The sequence below is a fragment of the Actinoplanes sp. NPDC026670 genome, from assembly GCF_040638175.1.
Lineage (GTDB): Bacteria > Actinomycetota > Actinomycetes > Mycobacteriales > Micromonosporaceae > Actinoplanes.
In genome coordinates this window covers 39689-63252 of the sequence record NZ_JBEZXU010000068.1, presented here as the reverse complement: position 1 = coordinate 63252, position 23564 = coordinate 39689, and the positions used below count along the sequence as shown (strand labels likewise).

The following is a 23564-nucleotide window of genomic DNA, read 5'->3' as shown; positions in this document are numbered from 1 at the left end:
GCTGCCGGGGAAGTTCCCGATCGGCATGCTCGCCCGGTAGATCTTGCCGTTGTCACCGGCGAAGAACAGGTACATGTTGCTGGAGTCACCGATGACGGCCTGGTCGATCGGCCCGGTGCTGGAACCGGTGATGGTGCCGGAGAACAGGGTCTGCGGCGACGACCAGCCGTTCGGGTTGGTCGGGTCGCTGGAGGTGCGGTAGGAGAAGGCCGGGCCACCCCACTGGTAGGCGAGCACCCAGATGTTCTTCGGCGCGAAGTAGAACAGCGACGGCGCGACGGTGCTCGACGACATGGTGTTCTGGCTGGCCGAGGCCATCTCCGACCAGTTGGTGAACAGCCCGAAGTTCATCGAGCCCCAGGTCGTGCCGGTGTCGTGGGTGGTGGCGTAGACGAGCTGCCGCCCGTTGTACGGAACCGTGGTGAAGTCCTTGAGCGACACCCAGCCGGCTTTCGGGGTGGCGAGCTGACCGGTCGAGGTCCAGCGATACGTGGCGGGCAGCGCACAGGAGCCGGAGGGTTCCGGTGTGGGCGACGTGGGCGATGTGGGCGATGTGGGCGTCGTGCCGCCGGTGCAGGCGACGCCGTTGAGGCTGAACGCCGACGGCGCCGGGTTGCTGCCGGTCCACGAGCCGTTGAAGCCGAACGAGACGGTGCCGTTGGTGGGGATGGCGGCGTTGTAGGTGACGTTGCGGGCGGTCACCGCGGCGCCGGACTGGGTGAGTGTCGTGTTCCAGGCCTGGGTGACGGTCTGGCCGGCGCTGTAGGACCAGGTCAGCGTCCAGCCGTCGACCGGGTCGCCGAGGTTCGTCACGGTCACGGCGGCGCCGAAGCCACCCGTCCACTGTGACGAGACGGTGTAGTTCACCGAGCAACCGGCGGCCGCGGCGGCCGGCAAGGCGACGGCCAGTGTCGCCGGGCCGAGCAGCACGACAGCGCCCAGCAGGGCGCCTCTGCTTCTGCGCATGCACTTCTCCTGACGGGGATCGCGGTTCGCCAGTCGTGGGGGACGACTATTTCGCAGGCGTGGGCACCGCTTTCGCACAGATTACGGGAGCGCTCCCATACTGGGCATCCTCGACTATCCGGAATGAGTGGGCGTAACAGTTTTCGAATCACTTTCGCCCCACCGATCACAACGGCACCCAGTCGGGCCGAACGCTCGCACCGGATCGGTTTCGGGGCCGATCATGACGGGGTGACGATCCTGACCCGAATGCGCCTGGGCGTACGGCTGGCGGTGGCTTTCACCGTCATCGTCGGGCTGATGCTGCTCATGATGACGGAGGCCCTGGCCACGTCGGCGAGCCAGCACTCGGCGACCGATCGGATGGAACGCGCCCAGCAGTTCGTCGCCACCGTCAAGGACGCGAAGTTCTCCGCCGCCGACTTCAACGGCTGGCAGACCGCGTACGCCTTCGACGCGCTGCGCGGTGTCGCGAACGCCGCCACCGACACCGGCTCGTCACGTGCCGAGTTCCTCGCCTCGGTCGGCACGTTCCGGGCTCGCGCCGAAGCCGCGGCCGGTCTGGCGCCCACCGACGAGGCCCAGGACGACCTGACACAGATCGGCGCGGTGCTCGACGAGTTCATGACCGTCGACGACGAGATCGCCCGGCTCTACGGGATCAACAACGACCGGGCCGCCAACGAGCTCGTCCTCGGCAAGGAGATCGAACTGTTCAAGCAGATCGGGGACCTGCTCGACCAGACCGCCGCCACCGCGGACAGCGAGTTCGCCACCGCCAAACGCGAGGCCGCCGAGGCGCACACCACGGGCACCCGCCTGACCTGGGCCGTCGGCATCGGCGCGGTCATCCTCGCGGTGGTGCTGGCCGCGCTGGTCACCCTGTCGGTGACCCGTCCGGTGGAGCGGATCCGGCAGCGGCTGGAACTGCTCGCCGACGGCGACCTGGCGTCTCCGGTCGAGATCAGCGGCCGGGACGAGGTCGCCGACATGGCCGGCGCCCTGGACCGCAGCCTCCAGTCGCTCGGCCAGGTGATGCGGACCATCGACGACTCGTCGTCCGCGCTGGCCGCCGCGGCCGAACAGATGTCCGCGGCGTCCACCCAGATAGCCGCGTCCGCCGAGGAGTCGGCGGTGCAGGCGCAGGCGGTCGCCGAGGCCGCGAACCAGGTGTCGAACAACGTGCAGGCGGTCTCGGCCGGCAGCGAGCAGATGGGCGCGTCGATCCGCGAGATCGCCCACTCCACCAGTGAGGCGGCCGCCGTCGCGATCACCGCGGTACAGGCCGCCGAAGCCGCCAACAGCACCGTGGCGTCGCTCGGTGAGTCGTCCCGGGAGATCAGCGAGGTGGTCAAGGTGATCACGTCGATCGCCGAGCAGACCAACCTGCTGGCCCTCAACGCGACGATCGAGTCGGCGCGGGCCGGGGAGGCCGGCAAGGGCTTCGCCGTCGTCGCCGGCGAGGTCAAGGAACTGGCCCAGGAGACGGCACGGGCCACCGAGGACATCATCCGCCGGGTCGACGCCATCCAGACCGGCACCACCAGCGCGGTCGCGGCGATCGGTGAGATCGCCGCGGTGATCCAGCGGGTCAGCGACTACCAGACCACGATCGCGTCGGCGGTCGAGGAGCAGACCGCCACCACCGCCGAGATGAACCGCAGCGTCTCGGACACCGCGCAGGCAGCCGACGCGATCGCGGTGAACGTGTCGACGGTCGCCGAGGCCGCCCAGCACACCACGCACGGCGTCACCGAGGCGCAGCAGGCGACCGCGGAACTGGCCGGGATGTCGGCCAACCTGCGCACCCTGGTCTCACACTTCCGTTACTGACTCCAGATCGCTCGCAGGTGCTCGGCTTCGGCGGCGGCCTGTGCGTAGCCGGCCTCGGCGGCCGGGCGGCGTCGGGCCGGATCGAGCACGTTCGCGCCGATCGCCCGGACCGCGGCGGCATCCGGGGCGATCACGGCGCCCCGCACGCCCAGGCACTTGAGCTGCACGTCCGGACGGCCGGACCGGCGCGCCGAACGGGTCGTCGGCGCCAGCACCACCACGCGCCCGGCGCCTTCGGCGAGGTCCACGTTGGCCACCGACCGCACTCCCCCGTCGACATAGCGGACGCCGTCGATCGCCACCGGCGGCCACACCAGCGGCACCGCGCAGCTCGCGGAGACGGCGTCGATCAGCGACACTCCACTGTCGGCGTCGAAAACGCGTACCGCCCCGGTCTCGGCCTCGACCGCGGTGATCCGCAACCGGACCGCGGGCCAGGCACCGTCGCCGATCCGCCGGGCGATCACCGCCCGGCGTTCCGCTTCCGGAATCGTGCGGGTGCGCAGCGCCCGCCGCCCCAGCCAGGCCCGCCCGCGCACCGGATCACCGGGCCAGAGCCCGGCGACCATGAAACCCAGAATCACTCCGGGCCCGATGCGAGCGGTCAACTCACCGGTGGCCTCGGCGAGCTGCCCGGCATAAAGATCCTTCAGCGGTACGCCGGACAGCACCTGAGCAGCCACGGAGGAACCGGCCGAGGTCCCCACGAACAGCCCGGCATCGGTGAGATCGACGCCACGTTCGGCGAGCCCGTGGAGCATCCCGATCTCCCAGGCGACGCCCGTGACGCCGCCCCCGCCGAGCACGAGCGCCTTCCCGTCAACACCCATACGACCGATCCAAGCACGTCGTGGTCGTCAGGCGAAGCCGCGCAACCTCATCAGCGCCTCGGTGTCGACGTCGCGGCCCCGGAAATTGCGGAACGCCTCGTCCGGCGCGACGGAATTGCCGACCGAGAGGATGTCGTCGAGGAACGCCTTGGCTGTGGCCGGGTCCCAGGCGCCCTTCTCTTCGAACACTTCCCACACGTCGGCGGTCAGCGCGTCGGCCCAGAGGTAGACGTAGTAGCCGGCCGAATATCCGTCGCCCGAGAAGATGTGCCCGAACTGGGTCGGGCGGTGCCGCATGACGATCTCCCTCGGCAGGCCGATCTCGGCCATGCAGCTCTGCTCGAAGGCGTCCGGGTCGATGGCCTCGTCAGGCGTCGCCGCCAGGTGGATCCGCATGTCGTAGATCGCCGAGGCGAGGAATTCGACGGTGCTGAAGCCCTGGTTGAACGTCAGCGATGTCTGAATCTTGGCGAGCAGTCCGGCGGGCATCGGCTCACCGGTGTCGACGTGCAGCGCGAACCGTTCGAGCACCTCGGGCGTCGGGAGCCAGTGTTCGTTGATCTGGCTGGGGAACTCGACGAAATCGCGTTTGACTGCGGTGCCGGCGACCCGCGGATAGGTGACGTTCGAGCTGAGGCCGTGCAGGGCGTGGCCGAACTCGTGGAACATGGTGATCGCGTCGTCCCAGGAGATGAGGACGGGGCCGGCGCCGGATTTCACGAAGTTCGAGTTGTTGGAGACGATCGGGGTGACGTCACCCTGGAAACGCTCCTGGGTGCGGTACTCGTTCATCCACGCACCGGAGTTCTTGCCGGCGCGGGCGTAGGGGTCGAAATACCACAGGCCCACCCGCTCGGACCCGCGCGTGACCTCGTAGACCGACATGTCCTCGTGGTAGACGGGCAGACCGTCGAGTTCGGCGAACCGCAGGCCGTACAGCCGTTCGGCGGCCCAGAACATGCCGTCGCGGATCTTGTCGAGCTGGAGGTAGAGCTTGACCTCGTTCTGGTCGAGGTCGTATTTCGCCTTGCGCACCTTCTCCGAGTAGAACCGGTGGTCCCAGGCCTCGATCGTGATGCCGGCGCCCTCCTCGTCGGCGATCGCCTGCATGTCGGCGATCTCCTCCTGGGCGCGGCGCAGGGCCGGGCCCCACAGCTTGGTCATCAGGTCCATGGCGGCCTGCGGAGTCTTCGCCATGTTGTTCTCGACGACCCAGTGGGCGTGGGTCTCGAAGCCGAGCAGCCGGGCCCGCTGGGTCCGGAGCTGGAGGATCTCGCTGATCACGGCCTTGTTGTCGGTGGCTGTGCCGTTGCCGCCCCGCGAGATCCACATGCGCCACCCCTGCTCGCGCAGGTCACGGCGGGCGGAGTAGGTCAGGAACGGCTCCATCGAGGAACGCGTGTTGAGGAAGACCCACTTGCCCTTCTCCCCGTGTGCCTCGGCGGTCGCCGCGGCGGCCTCGCGCAGCGATTCGGGCAGGCCGTCGAGATCCGCCTCGGTCTCGATGGTGAGCCGGTAGTTCTCCTCGTCGGCGAGCTCGTTCTGGCTGAACTTCGTGTAGAGCGAGGCGAGCCGCTGATTGAGGCCCTTCAGCGCGGCCTGGTCGGCGTGGCCGAGCGCCGCGCCCTGCCGGGTGAAGTTCCGGTAGTAGATCTCGACGAGGCGCTCCTGCTCCGGCGACAGGCCGGCGCCGGCCCGGCCGTCGTGGACCGCCTTGATCCGGGCGAAGAGCTGGGCGTTCTGAATGATGTCGTCGGCGAAGGCCGACAGGACCGGCGACATCTCGGTCTGCAGATCCTGCATCGCCTGGTCGTTCATCGCCGAGGTGAAGATGCCGAAGAACCGTTGCGCACGGTCGAGGTCACGGCCGCAGGCTTCGAGCGCCTCGATGGTGTCGGCGAAGGTCGGCGTACCGGCCGCGCCGGCTATCTCGGCGATTTCGGCCCGTTTGAGCTCCATGCCCTTCTCGAGCGCTGCTCTGATCGAGGCCGGGTTCACCTGATCGAAGGGCGGGTAGCCACCATGCTCTCCAGTCCACACCCCGGTCAGCCTATCCCCCGGCCGGCGGACCGGTCAGCCCGCTTCCACCGCTGCCGGGCGGGCGGAGAAATTTGGGGGCTGCGCCCGCATGCGCGCGGATCGGCTGCCATCGGAGGGTGGGCACCGGATCTTGTCCGACCTCACCAAGGAGCCACCTGTGTCGTCCCTGCGGTCCAGAATCGCCACCCTCGCCGCGCTCACCACGGCGTCCACCGTCGCCGCGGGCACCTTCGCCGCCACCCCGGCGTCCGCCGCCGCCGCATCCGTCATCCTGGTCGGCAGCCTCGACCAGATCTCGATCTTCGCCGGTGAGGGCGCCCAGGACGCCGACAACACCATCACCGTCACGCCGCGCTCACCGGGGATCGCGATCACGGACACCGACGCGGGCGTACGGATCGTGGACGACCGTGGCCGCTGCCGGCAGATCGACGCGAACACCGCCCACTGCGACGCGGCGATCAGCCTCACCGTCTGGCTCGGCGACGGCAACGACAGCTACACGAGCAGCAGCACGGTGCCGGCGGTGATCTACGGCGGGAACGGGGCGGACACGGTCCAGGGCGGCGGCGGCCGCGACGAGGTGTACACCGAAGACGGCGTGGACGTGCTGCGTGGTGGCGCCGGCGACGATCTGCTCGACGGCGGGGACCTGGGCGACGTCATCGAGGGTCAGGCCGGCAACGACACGATGTGGGGCTACGAGAACGACACCGCGTACGGCGGCCCGGGCGACGACCGTTTCCACGAGGCCCTCGGCTTCACCATGGACTTCTACGGCGACGACGGCAACGACACGGTCTACTCGACCCGGATCGAGGGCGGGGTGCACGACTTCTTCGGCGGCGCCGGTTTCGACACGATCGACTACTCGGCCTGGGACCGCATGGTGCACGTGTCGCTCGACGGTGACGACGACGACGGCGAACGCGGGGTCGCCAACTGCGAGGCGTGGTTCCCCTGGTCGTGCAGCAGCTGGCGGCCCCGGCACAACGTGCACTCCGACTTCGAGAACGTGGTCGGCTCCCCGCAGAACGACTGGATCGAGGGCAACGGCCAGGGCAACGTCCTGTCCGGCCAGGGCGGCAACGACGTGGTCGAGGGCTTCGCCGGCAACGACACGGTCGACGCCGGCACCGGTGCGGGCCAGACCGACCAGCGGGTCCACGGCGGCGACGGCAACGACGTGTGCCGTGGCAGCGGCGTGAGCAGCTGGCCCGGCTGCGAGAGGTGAGAGCCGGTTCGGCTCAGTCGGCGAGCAGCTTCCGGGCGTACGCGATGAGGTGCGCCCGGTCCGGCTGCCCGGTGCGCTGCCGCAGGCTGCCGATGTGCCGTTCCACCGTGCGCGGCGACAGGAACAGCCGCTCCGCGATCTCGGTGTTGCCGAGGCGTTCGGCGACGAGCCGCAGCACGTCGTACTCCCGCACGGTGACCCCGATCAGGCGCAGCCGGGCCGGCAGCGTGTCGTGCCCGGCCCGCCGCTGCCGGTTGCCCGCGCCCGCCTCCCGCAGCAGCGCCCGGCAGCCGGCGGCGGCCCGCGTGCGCCCTGAATCGTGGAAGAACTCCTCGGCCGCCCGCAGCCAGTCCAGCGGCGCGCCCCACCCTTCGGCCAGCGCGGCCGGCGCGGCGACCCGGGCGGCGAGATGATGATGCAGCGGGGTACGGGCACCGGCGGCGAACGCCTCGGCGAGCGCCTCCTCGGTCTCCGCCGTACGCCCGTCGCGCCCGAGCAGGATCGCCCGGCTCCAGGTGAGGAAGCTGCGGTGGAACGCCTGTTGCGAGAGCGGCGAACCGGCCAGCTTGTCGTACTCGGTCCACCCGGCCAGCCCACGCCCGACCCGCAGCAGCAGCTGGGCCGTGCGGTGCCCGGCGCCACGCAGATGACCGGCCGCCTCGACGGCGGCCTCCGCCTCGCCGAGTTCGCGCAGCGCCCGCTCCGGGTCCTCGTCCATCCAGGAGCAGACGGCCCGCAGATACCACCAGGTTTCCGCGCCGTGGGCGAACATCTCCTGGGTCACCAGCGGTTCCAGCACCCGTTCGAGGGCGGCCCGGTCGGGGCGGCAGGCGGCGAGCGTGGCCGCTCCGGCGAACGCGACGAGCTGGAGCTCGGGCTGCCGCAGCCGGTTCCCGGCCTCGGTGGCGTGGGCGAGATGCCGTTGTGCGTCGCCGGTCGCGCCGCGCAGCAGGTAGGCGATCGCCAGGTGGAAGTCGATCCAGGCGACGGTGATGACCACCCCGGCGTCGATCGCCTCCTGCCGGATCGCCAGCAGCGGCTCGATGTCGTTGGTGAGTTCCTTCGCGATCGTGGCCGATTCGACGGCGGCCCGCAGCCGCCAGTAGGGCAGGTCGTGTCGCCGGGCCACCTCCAGCATCCGTCGGGCGTGCCCGGCGGCAGCCGGCAGGTCGGTGTCCCGGGCGCAGCGGACCAGCACTTCCAGGGCCTCACAGGCGACCTCGGGCAGGGCTGCCCGCTCGGCGCCGGTGAGCGCGGCGGTCGCGTACCGCCGGCCGACGGTGATGCGGTCGGGGCGGGTCGAGGCGAAGCTGAGGAACGCGGCGACGGCGTCGATCGGCGCGGCCGGCTCCCCCGCGACGGCACGGGCGGCGGCGATCTCGTCGAGTCCCCGGTCCCAGGCGCCCGCGGTGGCGGCCGCACGGGCCCGGGCCAGCCGGGCGGCGACCCGGCGGGCCGGTGGCGCGTCGATCGCCGACAGCAGCGTGTCGAGCCGGTCGCCGAGTTCGAAGACCCGGGCCGCCTCGCCGGCCGCGGCCAGGGCGGTGGTCAGGGTCTCCAGCAGTCCGGCGGTCGTCGCCGGGTCGACGGCGTGGGTGAGCCCGCGGTCCAGCAGCGTCACCGCGGTGGCGATGGCGCCCTGCTCGACGGCACGCCGGCCGGATCGGGCGTAGCTGGCGGCGGCCCGATCCGGACGGCCGGCGGCGGCCCACAGCTCCGCGGCCTGCCACTGCCCGTCGTCACCGGCCTCGACGGCGGCGGCCGCCGCCGCGCACAGCCGGGCGCGTTCGGCCGGGAGCAGCCGGGCGAGCATCGCCTCGGCGGTCAGGGCGTGCCGGAAGCTGTACCGGTCGCCGGCGTCCGGGCCGACCAGCCGCGCTTCGCCGGCCAGCCGCAGACAGCGCAGCGCCTCGGTCTCCGATACGCCCGCGGCAGCCGCGGCGCCGGACATCGAGAAGGTACGGCCGAACACGGCGGCGCCCCGGAGAAAGGGCGCGACCCCGGCCCCGAGCCGCTCGACCCGGTCCAGGATGGCGGCCGTGACCGACGCCGGAACCGGACTCTGTGGGTCACCCCGGTCGTCGGCCAGGGCCGCGACGAGTTCCTCGATGACGAACGGGTTCCCCTCGGCGCCCCGGTCCACCCGGTCGACGAGCTCGCCGGGCGCCTCGCCGCCCAGGCACTGACTCACCAGGGCCGCGGTCTCGGCCCGGTCGAACGGCCGCAACTCGACGGTGACTGCCGCGCGGCGCCGGGCGGCGGCCGTGACGGTCTCCAGCGCCGGGCCCGGGCCGGGTCGCAGCGTCCCGACGATCAGCACCGGCTCGGTGGCCACGTTGTCGAGCAGGTAGTCCACGACGGCGGTGGTGTCCCGGTCGGCTTCGTGCAGGTCCTCGAGGATCAGCAGGCAGCCGGCGGCCCGCCCGCACAGGGCGAGCAGCCGCAGCATCGCCTCGGCCCGGACCAGCGGCGGGTCGGCCGGTCCCCCGCCGGCGGCCAGCCGCCACACGACGGGCTTGAACTCCCCGAGCCGGTCCAGCGTTACGCCGTCGAACCGGGTGGCCGTCAGCACCGCCTCGGACAGCGCCCGCAGGGGTGTGACGCCGGCCCGGCCCTTGACCACCCGCCCACCGGTCCGCGAATGCCCGGCGGCGGCCTCGGCGGCCAGCCGGCTCTTGCCGATCCCGGCCTCACCCAGCAGGAACACGGCGCCGCCGGCGCCGTCTCGCGCACGCCTGGCCGCCCCGTCGAGGAGGTCGAGCTCGGCCCGGCGCCCGACGAACGCACCCATTCCCGCCTCCAAGGAGTGAGCAGGTTCGATATCGGGCCCGGATCGTAGCAGCCGGCGGCCCGCTCCCGGCGGCATGACCCGATCGGGCCGCCCAGGCACGCTGACCTGCGACTTGAGGGCGGTCCGCGACGGTACCGTCGGTGCATGGTCAAGACCACCGAGGAACCACAGCCGTGGACCGCCCCTTCCGCCAGCGCGTCGCTCGGCGGTGGCCCGGCCCGCGCCTGCCGGGTCACGCGTGAGAACGACGGCACGCTCCGGCTGAGCCTCACCGGGTTCGCCATGATCGGTGTCGACGTGGCCCTGCTCTGGACGCAGAACGGCACCGGTTTCAGCATCGTGGGCACGGTCGTGCCGCCACCCGCCGGCGCCATGCCGGGCGTGTACATGCGGGTGGACACGACCGTGGGCGCCGTCGACCGGCGGCGCTCCCGGCGCGTCTCGGTCCAGGTGCCGGTCGTGCTGATCCTGCCGTCGGGTCAGATGTTCCCCGGCCTGGCGATCGACCTGTCGGTGGGCGGGGCCCGGGTCATCGTCGATCTCGACGTCGACGACCTCGGCGAGGAGGCCCTGCTCGACCTGGTCGACGGCCTGGCCCCGGGCGAGCTGGTCACCCTCTCGGTGCTGCTGCCGGACGGCCCCGCCGACGTCGACTGTCACGTGCGCGGCAGCGACGAGCTCGGTGACGTCCGGCTGCTGTTCGTGGACATGAACGCCGAGGTCCGCGACCGGATCGACGCCTTCCAGAAGACCCAGTGACCACCGCGGTGACCCTGGTGGCCGGCCAAGGGACCCGCCTGCCGGCCGCCCATGATCCCCGGCGGTTGTAGCGGCTATTGTTCGGGGATGTCGAGCCTCCACCGTGCCGGAAACCAGGAAGCCGTCGCCGCCAGGCGGGCGAGGATCGATGCCGTCCTGGCCCGGCGCAGCGGTTTCGTGCCGCCGGAGACCACGGCTGCGGCGTTGCGGTTCGCCGCCGACTACGCGCGGGTCAATCTGCTGACCTATCTGTACGACGCGCTCGACGCCCCGGCAGCCGGCGCCGGGTCGCCCGAGACCAATCGTGACCGGGCTCGGCGGGGTGCGGCGCTGTCCGAGTCCGATCGGGAGCCGGGTTCGCTGGGCGACCTGTTCGAGGCGCCGACCGGCGAGCGCGGGCCGTGCGCGCAGACCTGGGAGGACATGTGGTCCGATCAGTGGCTGCTCGACGGGCTGGAGCATTCGTTCACGCTGGCCGAGGCGGTGCTCGCCGGCGACATCGACACCCTGGAGATCATCGCCGGGGTGCCGCTGATCGACGCGATCACCGACCGGCTGCTGGCCTTCGGTGACGTCGACAACCAGGTGCTGTCGCTGGCCTCCGACGCGTACCGGGAGCGGCTCGGCGACCACGAGCCCACCTTCGACCCGGAGCTGATCGTCGACATGACCGCCCCGCTGTACGCGCTGCCGGCCCTGCTCCAGGAGGCCCGGCACGACTGGACCGAGACCGAGCGGCTCGCCCTGGTGATCGCCGGGCTGGCCCCGATCGAGTGGACCACCCCGCAGTTCTGACCGGACGACCCGCCGAGGCCTCCCTCAGGCGGCCAGGATCGCCTCGGCGACGACGAGATCCTGCCAGGACATGCCGGTGCCCTTGAACAGCACCGGGCCGTCCGGGCGCGACGGGTCGCCGATGGTGAGCAGCCGGTCCGGGTCGAGGGCGCCGTCGGCGACGGCCAGCACGATGTCGCCGGCCTCGCGCAGCGCTGTCGCCCGGTCCTCCACGATCACCGTGGCGCGGGCGCAGAACGCCGAGTCGACCTCACGGGCGTCCGGTTCGTGCGAACCGACGGCGACCACGACCACGTCGTCGCCGAGCAGGCCCGAGTCGAAGAGCGGCGCCCGTGCGGTGGTCGCGCACACCACCAGGTCGGCAGAGCGCAAGGCAGGATCAAGATCTCCTCCGCGGGTACGGGTGACGACCGTGACCGAGGCCGGCGCGCAGAGGTCGCCGAGCGTGCCGACATGCCCCCGCCCCTGTGGCCCGTCGCCGAACACCACGACGTGCGGGTGGGCGGGCAGGAACCGCCGGACCGCCGCGAACGACACCGCCGGGGTCCGCAGAGTGGTCAGCGCGGTGCCGTCGAGCAGCGCCACGGGTTGCAGGGTGACCGCGTCGAAGACGACGTAGACCGCGTTGATCCGGGGCAGTCCCCGCTCGGCGTTGCCGGGCGCGACGGTGACGAGCTTGACCCCGGCATGCGAACCGGACTCGGCCGGCATCATCAGCATCGAGCCGTGCCGCAGCGGCACACTGCTGCGGGCCGCCCCGGCCGACGTGTCGAGCCCGTCCCGGAGCGCGTCCTCGATGGCGGACACGGCCGCCGCCGGTGACAGCCGCGCGAAGATCTCCTCAGCCGCAAGGTAGGGGATCATCGGCTCGGGAACGCCTGGCCGACCGCGTCGGCGAACGCGCCCATCGACGGGAACTCCAGGTCGTAGCTGAAGGCCTCGCCCGGTTCGGGAGTGGCGCCCCAGCCCGGCCGGTCATGACGCCGGTTGATCCACACCGACGGCAGCCCCTCCCGTCTGGCCGGCACGTGATCGTGGAACAGGCTCTGCGCCACGTGCAGCAGCTGTCCCCGTTCGACGCCGAGGCCGGGCAGTGCGGCGTCGAGCGCACGGAAGTGCCTGTCGCCGGGTTTGTAACCGCCGACGTCCTCGGCCGTGATGATCGCCGCGAAGTCGCCGCGCAGGTGCCGGTTGCTCCCGGCGAATCCGTCCCGGTGCACGTTGGAGACGATGATCAACCGGTAGTGCTTCGCGAGCCGGGCCAGCGCGTCCGCCGAGTCCGGGAAGGCCGGCCAGTCCGGTACCGAGTCCGCCAGGCGCCGGGCCCACGTTTCCGGGACTTCCCGATCAAGACCTGCGCCGGTACGCCGGAACGCCTCAGCGAGCACGTCGGGGTAGAGCGGCGCGGGCGTGACCAGTTCGGCTGCCGCCTCGTGAGCGGCGTACGCCAGCAGCAGCTCTTCGTCGCCGATGTCGAGCCCCTGTTCGCGGGCCCAGGGCGCCAGCACGGCGGCGATGCCGGCCTCCCAGTCGATCAGGGTGCCGTAGCAGTCGAAACTGAGCGCCGCAAACCTGGTCAGGTCGATCGTCATGCCCGCAACTGTATGCGGGGCCGGATCCCGTCCAGGGCCATCGTGAGCACCCGGTCTCGCTGGGCGTCCTGCACGAAGTTGGCCCCGCTGACCCCGTTGACCAGGAACAGCACGTCGTCGAAGGTGACGTCGCCGCGGGCCGTGCCGGCGCGCTGGGCGCGTTCGAGCAGCGGCCGGCCGGCTGCGTGGATCACGTCCCGGCCGTTGACGAACATCTCCTCCCGGTGCGCGATCGCGTCGTAGACGGCCTTCTTGGTGGTCGCGTAGCTGACGAACTGCCGCAGCCAGCTCTCCAGCGCATCCCACGGTTCGAGGCCGTCGAGTTCGGCCGCCATCCGGGCGAGCGCCTCGACCTCGTCGGAGTAGACGGCTTCGAACAGGTGCTGCCGGGTCGGGAAGTTGCGGTACAGGGTCGCGATGTTGACCCCGGCCCGCCGGGCGATGCCTTCCAGCGAGGCACCGGCGCCCTCGGCGGCGAACATCACCCGGGCGGCGTCGAGCAGCGCGTCGAAGTTGCGCCGTGCGTCGGCGCGCGCGGGACGGCGTACCGCTGATCGGGTTTCCGGCTCGGTGGCCGCCATCACACATCCCCCCGGGCACGACCCTCGAAGTGAAGGGGTGCCTGCGCTAAAGTCAAGGCGTGCCTTCACTTATCCGAAGGCTCCCCTTACCTTATCCGGAACAGGCGGCACACCCATGACCACCATCGGTTTCCTCGGCAGCGGCAACATCGGCGGCGCCCTGGCCCGTCTCGCGGTCCGCGCCGGCCACGACGTCGTGCTCAGCAACAGCCGCGGTCCCGAGACCCTGCACGAGCTGGTCGCCGAGCTCGGCCCGCACGCCCGCGCGGCAACCCCGGCCGAGGCCGCGACAGCCGGCGACATCATCGTGGTGAGCATCCCGGTCCGGGCGTACCGGCAGGTCCCGGCCGCGCCGCTGCACGGCCGGATCGTCATCGACACCCTGAACTACGACCCCGCCCGGCAGGGCCGCGTCCCCGAGATCGACGCCGGCCACACCCCTGCACCGCTGCTGCTCCAGGCCCACCTGCCCGGCTCCCGGGTGGTGAAGGCGTTCAGCACGGTCTACTTCGCACACCTGCCCGCCCTGGCCCGCCCGGCCGGCGCCGCGGACCGCAGCACCCTGCCCATCGCCGGCGACGACCCGTCCGCCCGCAAGGCGGTTGCCGGTCTGCTGGACTCCCTCGGCTACGACGCCTACGAGGTCGGCCCACTCGCGGAGAGCCACCGCTTCGCCCCGGGCACCCCGGCCCAGCACGCCCACCTCGACCCGGCCGGCCTGCTGGCCGCCCCCGGCCGCCCGGTGTCAGCAGCCGATCTGGCAAAACTCCTCGCTACCGAAGTCACCGCCCACCGCAGGTGACCGGCGCTCAGGAGCCGGTCCGGATTCGGTCCGGCGGGCCGGCCTTGCGCATGCCCGGGCCGGATCGGGCCGGCCGGGCGTATGCCTGGGGGCCAGCTCGGGCCGGCCTTGCCTATGTCCGGGCCGGATCGGGCCGGTCAGTAGGCAACGCCGAGCGGCCGCCGGTTCGTGGTGGGGTCGTCGAGGGCGGCCAGCATGGCGTGGGCCACGTCGGCTCGGGCGATCGTGTTGCCGCGGGCCACGTTGGCGCCGACCGCGGTGCGGTAGCGGCCGGTCAGCGGCTTGTCGACCAACCGCGGCGGGCGCATGGCGGTCCACTCGGCGGGGCTCGCGGCCAGCAGGTCCTCCATGACGCGCAGGTCGGCGTAGACGTCCTTGAGCACGGCGCTGATCACCGGGAACAGGACACGCCGGTTGAGCAGGCTCTCGCCGTCGGGGGCGGGCCCGACCGGCGCCGCGCTGACCACGACGAGCCGGTGGACCTCGGCGAACTCCATCGCCTTCAGGATCGAACGGGTGGCGGTGGAAGCGACCGGGCCGTCGTGACGGCCGCGCGGGCCGATGCCGGACAGCACCGCGTCGCTGCCGCGCACGATCTCAGCGAGGTCGCCGGACCCGTCCAGGGCCGGCACCGCCATCGTGCGCAGCGCCGGGTGGGTCACCGGTAGCCGGGCCGGGTCGCGGACCACCGCCGTCACGGTGAATCCACGGTCCAGCGCCTGTCGCACCACGTGCCCGCCGATGCCGCCGGTCGCGCCGAAGACTGTCAGCCTCATCGTCGCCTCCAAGGTAGGGAACTCCGGTAACTGTTACCGTAGACGACAATTACGCTGTCGTACAATCTTCGGGTGTCCGACTCCGCACCAGGCACGAACCGGCCGCTGGCCGACCGGGCCAACTTCCTGCTCTCCCAGCTCGGCTTCCACGTCGCGCAGACGTTCGGCGCCCGGCTGGCCCCGCTCGGCATCGCGCCCAACCACTTCGGGCTGCTGATGCACCTCGAGCGGGACGAGGGCGGCACTCAGCAGCAACTGGCCGACGCGGTGGGCGTACACCGGAAGGTCATGGTCGGTTTGATCGATGATCTGGAGCGGCGGGGCCTGGTGGAACGCCGGCGGCATCCGGCCGACCGGCGGGCGCATGCGCTGTATCTGACGGCGGCCGCGCGTGCGCTCCTGCCACGGGCCCGCGAGGTAGCCGACCGGCACGAGGCGGAGATCCTCACCCCGCTCGGGCCGGACGAGCGGGCCCATCTGCTGGCCGCGCTGCAGAAGCTCGCCGCGCACAGCGGCAATCCGCCGGGAGCCCATCCGGGGCTGCGCCTCGGCGCGAAAGCCGCAGACCCGAAAGCCGCAGAACCGAAAAGCACGGCGCCGAAAGGGGCGGAGCCGGGAGCCGCGGGCGCCGGAACCGTGAAACACGCCTGACGGCTGTCAGGCGGTGCCGATCTGGAGGCGGATCGCCTGGTGGAGCGGGCTGTGGGCCTCGCCCGGGGCGATCCGGGTGCTGGTGTCCAGCGCCCGGGCGGCCCGGCCGATCCCGCCGACCTGGAGGTACGCCCGGGCCAGCGTCAGATAGTGGCCGGCGTGCTGTTCGCGTGGCAGGTCGTCGAGGCGGGCCGGTGGCAGCCGGTGGTGGACGCTGATGGCGTGGCCGCCGTCCCCGAGGTCGACGGCGGCGCTGGCCCGGGACAGTTCGACGGCGGTCGGGCCGAAACGGGTCCAGTAGCGGTCGGCGTCGCAGCCGAGCCGGGTGGCGACCGCCCCGGCCGACGACAGCAGGCTGCGGGTCGCGGCGGTGTCGCCCATCCGGGCGGCGGCGGCCGCGCTCTGCAGCAGCAGGGATCCGCCGATCACCGGGTCGGGGCCGCTGCTCGCGGGAAACGCCCTGGTCACTGCCATGGTCAGGTTGAACGCCGCGGCCGGGCGGCCGATCGCCAGCAGGGCCGCCGAGACGAACCGGGCGGCGGTCGCGGCCAGCAGGCGGTCCCGGCCCCGACCGGCCGCCTCGATCGCGCGGTCGGCGGTCAGCCACGACAGGTGGTACTCGCCGAGTTTCCGCAGCGCCGCGGCGGTCACCTGGTACGCCTGGCTGAGCAGCCGGGACGCCTCGGGACCCTCAGGCCCACCGGCCCGGGTGCGGTCCGAGACGGCGGCGCCGCGCAGCAGCCGGGGCAGGGCGGCCATCAGCGTGTCGTACTCGGCGTGGCTGTAGGCCTGCCACGCGTCGCGCAGCATCATGGTGATCGCGGCGAGCGACGGCACGGCGGTTCCCGGGCCGGGCCCCATCGCGTCGGTACGCTCCAGGAATTCGCGGACCCGGTCGAGGTTCTCGCCGATCGGGTCGCTCACGTCCAGGGGCTGTGGCTGCGGGTCGCGGCCCATCAGCAACGGCACGTCGATCCGCAGGACAGCAGCGATCTCGTGCACACTGTCACCGGGGTCGCCGTCGGCGAGGTCGTCGGAGCTCAGGTCACGGCGTCGGCGCCAGAACTCGACGCGCTCATCGCCGGGCAGTTCCTCACGCACACCCAGTCCTGCCTTTCGCATCCTGCCGGGCCCGGAGCGATGGATCAACGTCCATGACGGGCAGAGTGAAACTCATCGAAATCGTCTCAGAGACGCCGCCCCTGACGGTCGCACAATCTGTGCGGGCGGCCAGTGGACCACACCCGGACATTCCCGAGCATCATCGATGTCACCCGGTCGGCTGAATCTTGGAACAACTCCGAAAGACGTGGAACATGATGGATGTGTGCCGGATCTTCACGCCGTTCCCGCAGGACAGCCGCCGCCGATAGAGGCGGTGCACACCGTCGCCGAGCTCGCCGCCGCGCTGAGCGGGCTGCGCCGGTCGGCACGGCCGAGCCCGGCCGACGATCCGCCGACGCTGCGGGTGCTCGCCGACCGGACCGGGGTGCCGCTCACCACGCTCTCCAACGCGCTGTCGGGGCGCACGCTGCCGGGCACCCGGGTGGTCTACGAGTTCGCGCGGGCGTGCGGGCTGCCGGACGACGAGCTGGCGCAGTGGACCGAGGCGCGGCAGCGGGCGGCCGACAACCGCCGGGTGCGCCGGCAGGTGCCGGTCGCCGTCGCGCCGGCCATCGTCCCGGCGCCGACCGCCGGCACCGCCGCCATCCTGACCGCGATGCCCACGAATGTGGCGGCCAGCTATCTGGGCACGCTCGCGGCGGCCGAGGCGGGCCGGTACCTCACCGCGATGACCTCGGCGGCCGCTGTCGAGTGTCTGCGCGCGATGCCCGCGTACGCGGTGCTCGCCTGCCTGAACGCCATCGCGCCGGACACCGCCGCCCGGTTGTTCCAGGCCGAGGAGAGCGTCGTCGCGGCCGACCAGCTTCAGTCGATGCCGGCGGCCGGGGGCCAGGCGGTCCTCGCGGCGCTGCCGGTGGCGGTCGCGGCCCGGCTGCTGTACGAGATGCCGCGCGCCGCCGCCCTCGGGCTGGTCTCCGGCATGCCGACCGAGTGGAAGACCAGGCTGATGGCCGACGCCGCGCTGCCCACCGCGCTGGCCATCGAGGTGCTGTACAGCACGAGTTACAGCTGGGCGGTCGCCGTGCTGGACACGATCGACGCGGTCCGCGCCGCCAAGATCGTCGCCTCGGTCGCGCCCGACGCCGCCGCCGGGCTGCTCGCCGGGCTGTCCGCCGAACGCGCGGCCGGGCTGCTCGTCCGCACTCCGCCGGAACGGGCCGGGCACATCCTCTACGAGGCGGACCCGCAGCACGCCGCCACGTTGCTGGCCACCCTGCCGGCCGCGGCGGCCACCGCGATCGTGGCCGCCGCACCGCACACCGAGGCGGCGTTCCTGCTGGCGGCGGTCGGCCCCGACCACCGCGCGCAGTTGCTGGCCGAGGTCGAGCCCCGCCGGGCCACGGTGCTGCGGTCGATGATCCCGCTGGCCCGGGTGGCGCTCGCCCAGCGACGGCCGGCCGGCGGTCCGGCCGAGGATCAGGTGGTGGCGCCGGCCGGTTCCGGGGCCGGGCCGAGCGGCAGGTCGCGCATCCGGCGGATCGGCGTGGACAGGTAGATGATCGGCGACAACACGGTCAAGGATCCAAAGATCACCAATGTGGTACGGGCGCCGAGCGGCCCGGCCAGCACGCCCGCGAGCAGGCCACCGAGCGGGATGGCGCCCCAGGACACGAACTTGACCGTCGCGATCACCCGGGACAGCAGCTCCGGCGGGCTGGCCAGCATCCGGTAGGTGCGGGTGGTCACGCTGAGCACCACGGTGGACCCGGCGAAGATCAGGTTGCCGGCCGCGAACGCCACATAACCGGAGAGCCCCGTGCCGAGCGGGATGATCAGTGCCCCGGCCACCCCCACGACGGCCGCGATGATCAGGCCGCGGGCGGTGCCGACCCGGTCGGTGAACCTGGTGGTCAGCGCGGCCCCGATCAGCGTGCCCAGCCCGTCCGCGGCCAGCAGCACCCCGACCAGCAGCGGTGACGCGTGCAGCTCGCGCACCAGATAGAACGGGAACAGGGCGAGCATCGCGCCGCACACGAAGTTGGTGGCGGTGGCGTCCCACATGGCCGGGCCGATGATCGGATGGCGTAGCACGTACCGCCAACCGTCTTTGATCATGGTGACCATCGGCGGACGTTGCGCCGGCCGCTCCACCCGGCGCTCCGGAAGCGTCCGCAGCAGTGTCGCCGAGATCAGATAGCTGACCGCGTCGACGAATAGGGTCGGCACCGCGCCGAGCAGTTGCACCGCGAGACCGCCGAGCGACGGCCCGCCCAGCTGGGTGGCGGCGTGCGTGCCGGAATTGAGGCTGTTGCGGGCCTGGAGTTGCTCGGGCGGCACGATCTCGGGCAGGAAGGTCTGGTTGGCCACGTCGAACAGCACGTTGCCGAAGCTCACCACCAGCGCGACCACCACCAGCTGGGCGACGGTGAGCGTGCCGGACCACCAGGCGACCGGGACCGACGCGATGGCCAGGCCGCGGATCACGTCGAGGACGACCTGCATGCCGCGCAGCGGCACCCGTTGCACGATCACCCCGGCCGGGAGGCTGATCAGCAGGTACGCGAGGTAGCCGGCCGCGGTGATCAGGCCCATCTCGAAGGCGGTGGCGTCGAGCACGACCAGCGCGGTCAGGGGCAGCGCCACCCCGCCGACCGCGGAGCCGAGGTGGCTGGTCGTGCCGGCGATCCACCAGCGCCAGAACGCAGTAAGTTTCATAATGGAACTGACTATAGTGGTGGGCGTGAGAAGAGTCGACCTCGCCGACGCCGACTGCGGCATCGCACAATCCCTCGGCGTCCTGACCGACTGGTGGACCTTCCTGATCGTGCGTGACATCGCCGGCGGCGTGACCCGCTTCGACGGCCTGCAGCGCGGGCTCGGCATGAGCCGGCGGGCCCTGGCCGAACGGCTCGCCGCCCTCACCGAGCACGGCGTCCTCAAACGCCGCCGCTACACGGACCGGCCGCCCCGCTACGACTACCTGCTCACCGCCAAAGGCGAGGGCCTGCTGCCGGCGCTGATCGCCTTGCAGGAGTGGGGCGACCGGCACGTGCTCGGCGACGGTTCACTGACCGCCACCGCCTCCGCCGACTCGGCCGAGGCCCGCCGGGTGCATGCCCTCGTCGGGCGGCGGCTTCCGGCGCTCACCCTGGCCCGGCACGACGGTGTCACCGTGCCGCCGGCCGTCACTGACTCATGGACGGTCCTCTACTGTTTTCCCGGCGCCTTCGTCCCCGGATCCCAGGGCCTGCCGCCGTCGTGGTCCGACATTCCGGGGGCGCCCGGTTGCACGCTCGAATCCATGACGTACGCCCGGCACGCGCCCGATTTCACCGCGGCCGGTGCACAGGTCCACGGGGTCAGCACCCAGCGCCCGGACCAGCTGGCCGCGTTCGCCGCGCACGCCAGGCTGCCGTTCCCGCTGCTGTCCGACACCGACGGGCGGCTCACGTCGGCGTTGCTGCTGCCCACGTTCCGGGCCGCCGGAACCGACCGGCTCAAACGGGTCAGCCTGCTGCTGGACCCGGCGGCGACGATCCGGGCCGTCCAGTTCCCGGTGACCGACCCGGCCGGTTCGGTGACCGAGATGCTGCATCTGCTCCGCGAACAGACCACCCGCTGACCGAGATGCTCCACCTGGTCCGCGAACAGACCACCCGCTGACCGAGATGCTCCACCTGCTCCGCGAACAGACCACCCGGTGACCGCCACACCCCCTGCCTCGGCGGTCCCGGTCACCCCCGGAGAGCCGACCGCTCGCGCACCAACCCGCTACCCGAGTCGATCTTGCACGGATCGGCTCCTCGCCCGCGACGCCTCCCCCGGCTCAGCGTCTCGGCTTGGTGTCCGGGCTTGGCACTCCGGCTTCGCACCCCGGTTCGTCGCCCGTGGCTCGCCGCTTACCGCCGCGGATCTTGCATGATTCTTCACCCTCGCGCCGATCTTGCAGCCTTCTCCACGTCCCGACGGGAAGAAAGCTGCAAGGCCTCCCCGGCGCAGTAGACCTTGCACGACAAACCACACCCAGACGTGAAAAAATCTGCAAGATCGCCGCGAAGGTGGAGAACCATGCAAGATCCGCGGGCGGCGAGCGGCTGGCCGAGGCTGAGACCTATGCAAAACATGACATTTCGTCCGAGTGTCCCGGTCGCCTGCGTGACCGGTGCGACAGTCCGCAGGCCGGGCGCGAAGTCATCGCCCGGCAGAGCTCGGATACAGCGAAAGCCTTGAAGAAGCGTTCACGGCGGCCAAACAGGTGCAAGATCTACGTCAGGCAGACAGAAGGGCACAGAGGCTACGTTGAGCGGACAAGCACGTGCAAGATTCACGTTAAACAGACAAACCAGTGCAAGATCCACGTCGGGATGTGGACCTTGCATGATTTTGCACTCCAGGACGTGAAGAATCGTGCAAGGTCACTGCGGGCGGGCGCATTCGGGCAAGATGCCGCAACGGGCGGCCGCGCCCCGGGCAGGGGGTGCGGCCGCCCGCGTTCGGGGGCGGTCAGGCGCCGCTGAGGAGGGCCAGCAGGAGGTTGAGGAGTGCGGCGAGGACACCCGCGCTGGGCAGCGGGTTCAGCAGGCCGGCGATCGCGCAGAGCAGGTTGCCGAGCAGATTGCCGGGCGCCGACACCGCGTTGATCACCAGGTGCAGCTGGTTGAGGTCCACGACCAGGCCGAGCAGGTCCAGGTGCAGCGGGCCGAGCGTCAGGTCCAGGATCCGGCAGGTGGCCTGGGCGATCGCGGCGGGCGTGGTGATGCTCTGGTCGACGGTGCCGACCGTGGTTCCGGCCGAGTCGGTCAGCGTACCGGTCAGGGTGCCGGTGGCGACCAGGCTGCCGTTCTGGTCGGCGAAGCTGGTCGGGGTGAACGTTCCGGCGAAGGCGCCGGTCCCGCCGGACGCGTCGGTGAAGCTGCCGGTGACCGGGGCGCTGGGCACCGCGGCCGCCTGGGCTTTCGGTGCGGCGACGGCTGCCGTACCGGCGCCGGTGGTGGCCAGCCCTAACGCCACGATCAGCATCGCGACGAGCATCGAGAGTCGTTGCCGGTGTGTCATCGTTCCTCCCGCTTTCGCGTTGTCCGGTGTGGTTACCCCGATAAGCCTCGATGTCCGAACCGGGCTGTCCCAGTGAGTTGTGTCATCGGCTGGGGGTGAGTGGAGTCAGGGCGGATTCCTGACAGGAGTCACGTTTCACCGCAGCCAACCGGCGCTCTCCGCTACCCGGACGGCTTCGAGGCGGTTGCGGGCGCCGGTCTTGCGCAGGATCACCGACATGTAGTTGCGGACGGTTCCGGCGGTCAGGTGCAGCATCGCGGCCACCTCGGTGGACGGCACCCCGGAACCGGCCACCCGCAGCACGTCCGCCTCCCGCGCGGACAACGGGCTGGGACGGGCGGCGACCATGGCGACAGCCAGGCGCGGGTCGATGACACGTTCGCCGCGGGCGAGCCGCCGGATGGCGTGGACCAGTTCGTGCGGGGCGGCCTGGGTGCTGACCACACCGCGGACGTGGGCGTCCTCCAGTGCGCGGTGCAGGGTCGCCGAGGCGTCGGAGTCGGCCAGCACGAGCGTCGCGGAGCCGGCCCAGCCCGTACCCGAGCAATCGGTTTGGCCGGTGACCAAGCGACGGGCCTGGTCCGGGCCGAATCGGGCGACCAGGTCGAGGCCGGCGCCGGCCAGCAGGCCGGCGTTGACGACCGCGACGTCCGGATGCACCGCGCGGGCCATGTCGGGCGCCTTGTCGAGGCGGTCCAGTTCGGCGACCACGGTGAAGTCGTCCTCCAGGGACAGGGTCGCGGCCAGGGCACCGCGCAGCAGGTTCATGGGTTCGGCGAGCAGAATGCGGATCACGAAGGCCTCCCAGCCAGGGTCGGGAATGCCGGCGTCTCTTCGAAGGCCGGCCGGGTGGCGCGGCGCCTGGTCGGTTCACCGGCGCCGGCCCGATTCCGGACCGTGTGATCAGCTGGGAGGACTGCAATACCGGACGGACCGCCCGGTGGTGTTCGTCTGCTCGGGCGAGATGACTGTGGCGGAGTGGGTCTCCGGCCGCCATGACGAGGGGACGTCACCCATCGACGGCGCGTTGGCGCCGCCGGAGTCGCGTAGCTGGCCGCAACCCGCCGACTGGGTTCCCGGATGCGTCGGCTCGACCGGAGACCGCGGCACTGCAGGTGGGACGCGCAGCATGCTGCCGCTATGCCCGGGGGCCTCCATCCGGATGCCCGCAACGGAGGACCCCGTCGGAGGTCCGGCCTGCCATCCGCCTTGCGGCGCCGGTGGAGGACAGACGACCGCCGAGGGACGCTGCGCGCTCACTGATGACCGGCCGGAGATCGCACCCACGATGATCGGTGCCGGAAGCGGCCAGCCCTCCGCAAGACGGCTGACAACCGCCCCCGACATGATCGGTGCCGGAAGCAGCCGGCCCTCCGCCAGGTGGCCGACCACCGCCTCCACCACGCCTTTGGCCGGAAGCAACCAATCGTCCGTCACCTGACTGGTGACCGCGGGCATACGAGCCGGCCCGAGAGGCAGTGATGGCTTCCAGGGCGCTGAGGGCTGGACCGGAATCGCAGGCACGACAGCCGGTGCAGGACTCAGCGAGTGTGGCCCGGCCTTCGGCAACTGCACCGAGATCTGCCCGGCCTTCGGCGGCTGCACCGAGATCACCGGCACGACCGCCTGCACACGAGGTGACACGGCCTGCCGAATATCCGGCAGGCGGTCAACGCCCGCCGCCCGGACCGGCGGCGCGGCCGGAGAGGCCGGAGAGGCCGGAGAGGCCGGAGAGGCCGGAGAGGCCGGAGAGGCCGGAGAGGCCGGAGAGGCCGGAGAGGCCGGAGAGGCCGG

General features: G+C 71.8%; 20 protein-coding genes. 8 read left to right on the top strand and 12 right to left on the bottom strand.

Annotation, left to right across the window (positions count from 1 at the left end):
* A partial coding sequence (locus tag AB0E94_RS42470; protein WP_360338694.1) for a non-reducing end alpha-L-arabinofuranosidase family hydrolase occupies window positions 1-966 on the bottom strand: 966 nt, incomplete at its 3' end.
* Window positions 967-1197: 231 nt separating this feature from the next.
* On the opposite strand from AB0E94_RS42470, the gene AB0E94_RS42465 reads away from it, so the two are divergent.
* Window positions 1198-2799: a methyl-accepting chemotaxis protein gene (locus AB0E94_RS42465; protein WP_360338691.1), complete on the top strand. Its 1602-nt coding sequence runs from the start codon at window positions 1198-1200 to the stop codon at window positions 2797-2799.
* On the opposite strand, the gene AB0E94_RS42460 is transcribed toward AB0E94_RS42465, so the two are convergent.
* Together AB0E94_RS42460 and AB0E94_RS42455 are read right to left on the bottom strand one after the other, a co-directional pair.
* The gene (locus tag AB0E94_RS42460) at window positions 2793-3629 is read right to left on the bottom strand and encodes a patatin-like phospholipase family protein (RefSeq protein WP_360338688.1); all 837 of its coding nucleotides are present in this window, start codon (window positions 3627-3629) and stop codon (window positions 2793-2795) included. The two genes, AB0E94_RS42465 and AB0E94_RS42460, sit on opposite strands and share 7 nt — an antisense overlap.
* A gap of 27 nt (window positions 3630-3656) precedes the next feature.
* Window positions 3657-5669 (bottom strand): M3 family metallopeptidase, encoded by a 2013-nt coding sequence (locus tag AB0E94_RS42455; RefSeq protein WP_360338685.1) that lies wholly within the window; start codon window positions 5667-5669, stop codon window positions 3657-3659.
* 157 nt (window positions 5670-5826) lie between these two features.
* Here AB0E94_RS42455 and AB0E94_RS42450 point away from each other — a divergent pair, with 157 nt between their 5' ends.
* Window positions 5827-6903, top strand: a complete 1077-nt coding sequence (locus tag AB0E94_RS42450) for a hypothetical protein (protein ID WP_360338682.1) — start codon at window positions 5827-5829, stop codon at window positions 6901-6903.
* A gap of 13 nt (window positions 6904-6916) precedes the next feature.
* Here the strand turns inward: AB0E94_RS42450 and AB0E94_RS42445 are convergent, their stop codons facing one another.
* Window positions 6917-9694 carry an AAA family ATPase gene (locus tag AB0E94_RS42445; RefSeq protein WP_360338679.1) on the bottom strand — a complete coding sequence of 926 codons (2778 nt, stop codon included), beginning with the start codon at window positions 9692-9694 and terminating at the stop codon, window positions 6917-6919.
* A 144-nt stretch (window positions 9695-9838) separates the two neighbouring features.
* On the opposite strand from AB0E94_RS42445, the gene AB0E94_RS42440 reads away from it, so the two are divergent.
* Together AB0E94_RS42440 and AB0E94_RS42435 are read left to right on the top strand one after the other, a co-directional pair.
* Complete coding sequence (locus AB0E94_RS42440; RefSeq protein WP_360338676.1) at window positions 9839-10453, top strand: PilZ domain-containing protein; 615 nt, start codon at window positions 9839-9841, stop codon at window positions 10451-10453.
* A gap of 87 nt (window positions 10454-10540) precedes the next feature.
* The gene (locus AB0E94_RS42435; protein ID WP_360338673.1) at window positions 10541-11248 is read left to right on the top strand and encodes a hypothetical protein; all 708 of its coding nucleotides are present in this window, start codon (window positions 10541-10543) and stop codon (window positions 11246-11248) included.
* A 24-nt stretch (window positions 11249-11272) separates the two neighbouring features.
* Here the strand turns inward: AB0E94_RS42435 and AB0E94_RS42430 are convergent, their stop codons facing one another.
* Genes AB0E94_RS42430 through AB0E94_RS42420 form a run of 3 tightly spaced genes read right to left on the bottom strand, consistent with a single transcriptional unit; the run spans window position 11273 to window position 13421 of the window.
* Complete coding sequence (locus AB0E94_RS42430; protein WP_360338670.1) at window positions 11273-12112, bottom strand: ornithine cyclodeaminase family protein; 840 nt, start codon at window positions 12110-12112, stop codon at window positions 11273-11275.
* The gene (locus AB0E94_RS42425; protein ID WP_360338668.1) at window positions 12109-12840 is read right to left on the bottom strand and encodes an HAD-IA family hydrolase; all 732 of its coding nucleotides are present in this window, start codon (window positions 12838-12840) and stop codon (window positions 12109-12111) included. The genes AB0E94_RS42430 and AB0E94_RS42425 overlap by 4 nt, the downstream gene beginning before the upstream one ends.
* On the bottom strand, window positions 12837-13421 hold the full coding sequence (locus tag AB0E94_RS42420) for a helix-turn-helix domain-containing protein (RefSeq protein ID WP_360338665.1): 585 nt from the start codon (window positions 13419-13421) through the stop codon (window positions 12837-12839). The genes AB0E94_RS42425 and AB0E94_RS42420 overlap by 4 nt, the downstream gene beginning before the upstream one ends.
* Window positions 13422-13536: 115 nt before the next feature.
* On the opposite strand from AB0E94_RS42420, the gene AB0E94_RS42415 reads away from it, so the two are divergent.
* Window positions 13537-14223 carry an NAD(P)-binding domain-containing protein gene (locus AB0E94_RS42415; protein WP_360338662.1) on the top strand — a complete coding sequence of 229 codons (687 nt, stop codon included), beginning with the start codon at window positions 13537-13539 and terminating at the stop codon, window positions 14221-14223.
* 137 nt (window positions 14224-14360) lie between these two features.
* On the opposite strand, the gene AB0E94_RS42410 is transcribed toward AB0E94_RS42415, so the two are convergent.
* Entirely contained in the window at window positions 14361-14999 is a 639-nt protein-coding gene (locus AB0E94_RS42410; RefSeq protein WP_360338660.1) for an NAD(P)H-binding protein, read from the bottom strand.
* A 72-nt stretch (window positions 15000-15071) separates the two neighbouring features.
* Here AB0E94_RS42410 and AB0E94_RS42405 point away from each other — a divergent pair, with 72 nt between their 5' ends.
* Window positions 15072-15650: a MarR family winged helix-turn-helix transcriptional regulator gene (locus AB0E94_RS42405; protein WP_360338657.1), complete on the top strand. Its 579-nt coding sequence runs from the start codon at window positions 15072-15074 to the stop codon at window positions 15648-15650.
* 6 nt (window positions 15651-15656) lie between these two features.
* Here AB0E94_RS42405 and AB0E94_RS42400 read toward each other — a convergent pair whose 3' ends face one another.
* Window positions 15657-16751 carry a hypothetical protein gene (locus AB0E94_RS42400; protein ID WP_360338654.1) on the bottom strand — a complete coding sequence of 365 codons (1095 nt, stop codon included), beginning with the start codon at window positions 16749-16751 and terminating at the stop codon, window positions 15657-15659.
* Between the two features lie 226 nt (window positions 16752-16977).
* Here AB0E94_RS42400 and AB0E94_RS42395 point away from each other — a divergent pair, with 226 nt between their 5' ends.
* On the top strand, window positions 16978-18270 hold the full coding sequence (locus AB0E94_RS42395) for a helix-turn-helix domain-containing protein (RefSeq protein WP_360338651.1): 1293 nt from the start codon (window positions 16978-16980) through the stop codon (window positions 18268-18270).
* Here the strand turns inward: AB0E94_RS42395 and AB0E94_RS42390 are convergent.
* The gene (locus tag AB0E94_RS42390) at window positions 18192-19430 is read right to left on the bottom strand and encodes an MFS transporter (RefSeq protein WP_360338648.1); all 1239 of its coding nucleotides are present in this window, start codon (window positions 19428-19430) and stop codon (window positions 18192-18194) included. The two genes, AB0E94_RS42395 and AB0E94_RS42390, sit on opposite strands and share 79 nt — an antisense overlap.
* A gap of 25 nt (window positions 19431-19455) precedes the next feature.
* Between AB0E94_RS42390 and AB0E94_RS42385 the strand changes: the two genes are divergently transcribed.
* A complete protein-coding gene (locus AB0E94_RS42385) occupies window positions 19456-20337 on the top strand; it encodes a winged helix-turn-helix transcriptional regulator (protein WP_360338645.1) in 882 nt (293 codons plus the stop codon).
* Window positions 20338-21218: 881 nt separating this feature from the next.
* Here the strand turns inward: AB0E94_RS42385 and AB0E94_RS42380 are convergent.
* The gene (locus AB0E94_RS42380) at window positions 21219-21770 is read right to left on the bottom strand and encodes a hypothetical protein (protein WP_360338642.1); all 552 of its coding nucleotides are present in this window, start codon (window positions 21768-21770) and stop codon (window positions 21219-21221) included.
* Window positions 21771-21905: 135 nt separating this feature from the next.
* Window positions 21906-22565: a response regulator transcription factor gene (locus tag AB0E94_RS42375; RefSeq protein ID WP_360338639.1), complete on the bottom strand. Its 660-nt coding sequence runs from the start codon at window positions 22563-22565 to the stop codon at window positions 21906-21908.
* Window positions 22566-23564: the final 999 nt, after the last annotated feature.

Coding starts and splice junctions, on each gene's coding strand:
- AB0E94_RS42440 (WP_360338676.1), top strand. CDS start 9,839: ATGGTCAAGACCACCGAGGAACCACAGCCGTGGACCGCCCCTTCCGCC.
- AB0E94_RS42380 (WP_360338642.1), bottom strand. CDS start 21,770: ATGACACACCGGCAACGACTCTCGATGCTCGTCGCGATGCTGATCGTG.
- AB0E94_RS42420 (WP_360338665.1), bottom strand. CDS start 13,421: ATGGCGGCCACCGAGCCGGAAACCCGATCAGCGGTACGCCGTCCCGCG.
- AB0E94_RS42425 (WP_360338668.1), bottom strand. CDS start 12,840: ATGACGATCGACCTGACCAGGTTTGCGGCGCTCAGTTTCGACTGCTAC.
- AB0E94_RS42410 (WP_360338660.1), bottom strand. CDS start 14,999: ATGAGGCTGACAGTCTTCGGCGCGACCGGCGGCATCGGCGGGCACGTG.
- AB0E94_RS42460 (WP_360338688.1), bottom strand. CDS start 3,629: ATGGGTGTTGACGGGAAGGCGCTCGTGCTCGGCGGGGGCGGCGTCACG.
- AB0E94_RS42435 (WP_360338673.1), top strand. CDS start 10,541: ATGTCGAGCCTCCACCGTGCCGGAAACCAGGAAGCCGTCGCCGCCAGG.
- AB0E94_RS42430 (WP_360338670.1), bottom strand. CDS start 12,112: ATGATCCCCTACCTTGCGGCTGAGGAGATCTTCGCGCGGCTGTCACCG.
- AB0E94_RS42445 (WP_360338679.1), bottom strand. CDS start 9,694: ATGGGTGCGTTCGTCGGGCGCCGGGCCGAGCTCGACCTCCTCGACGGG.
- AB0E94_RS42415 (WP_360338662.1), top strand. CDS start 13,537: ATGACCACCATCGGTTTCCTCGGCAGCGGCAACATCGGCGGCGCCCTG.
- AB0E94_RS42390 (WP_360338648.1), bottom strand. CDS start 19,430: ATGAAACTTACTGCGTTCTGGCGCTGGTGGATCGCCGGCACGACCAGC.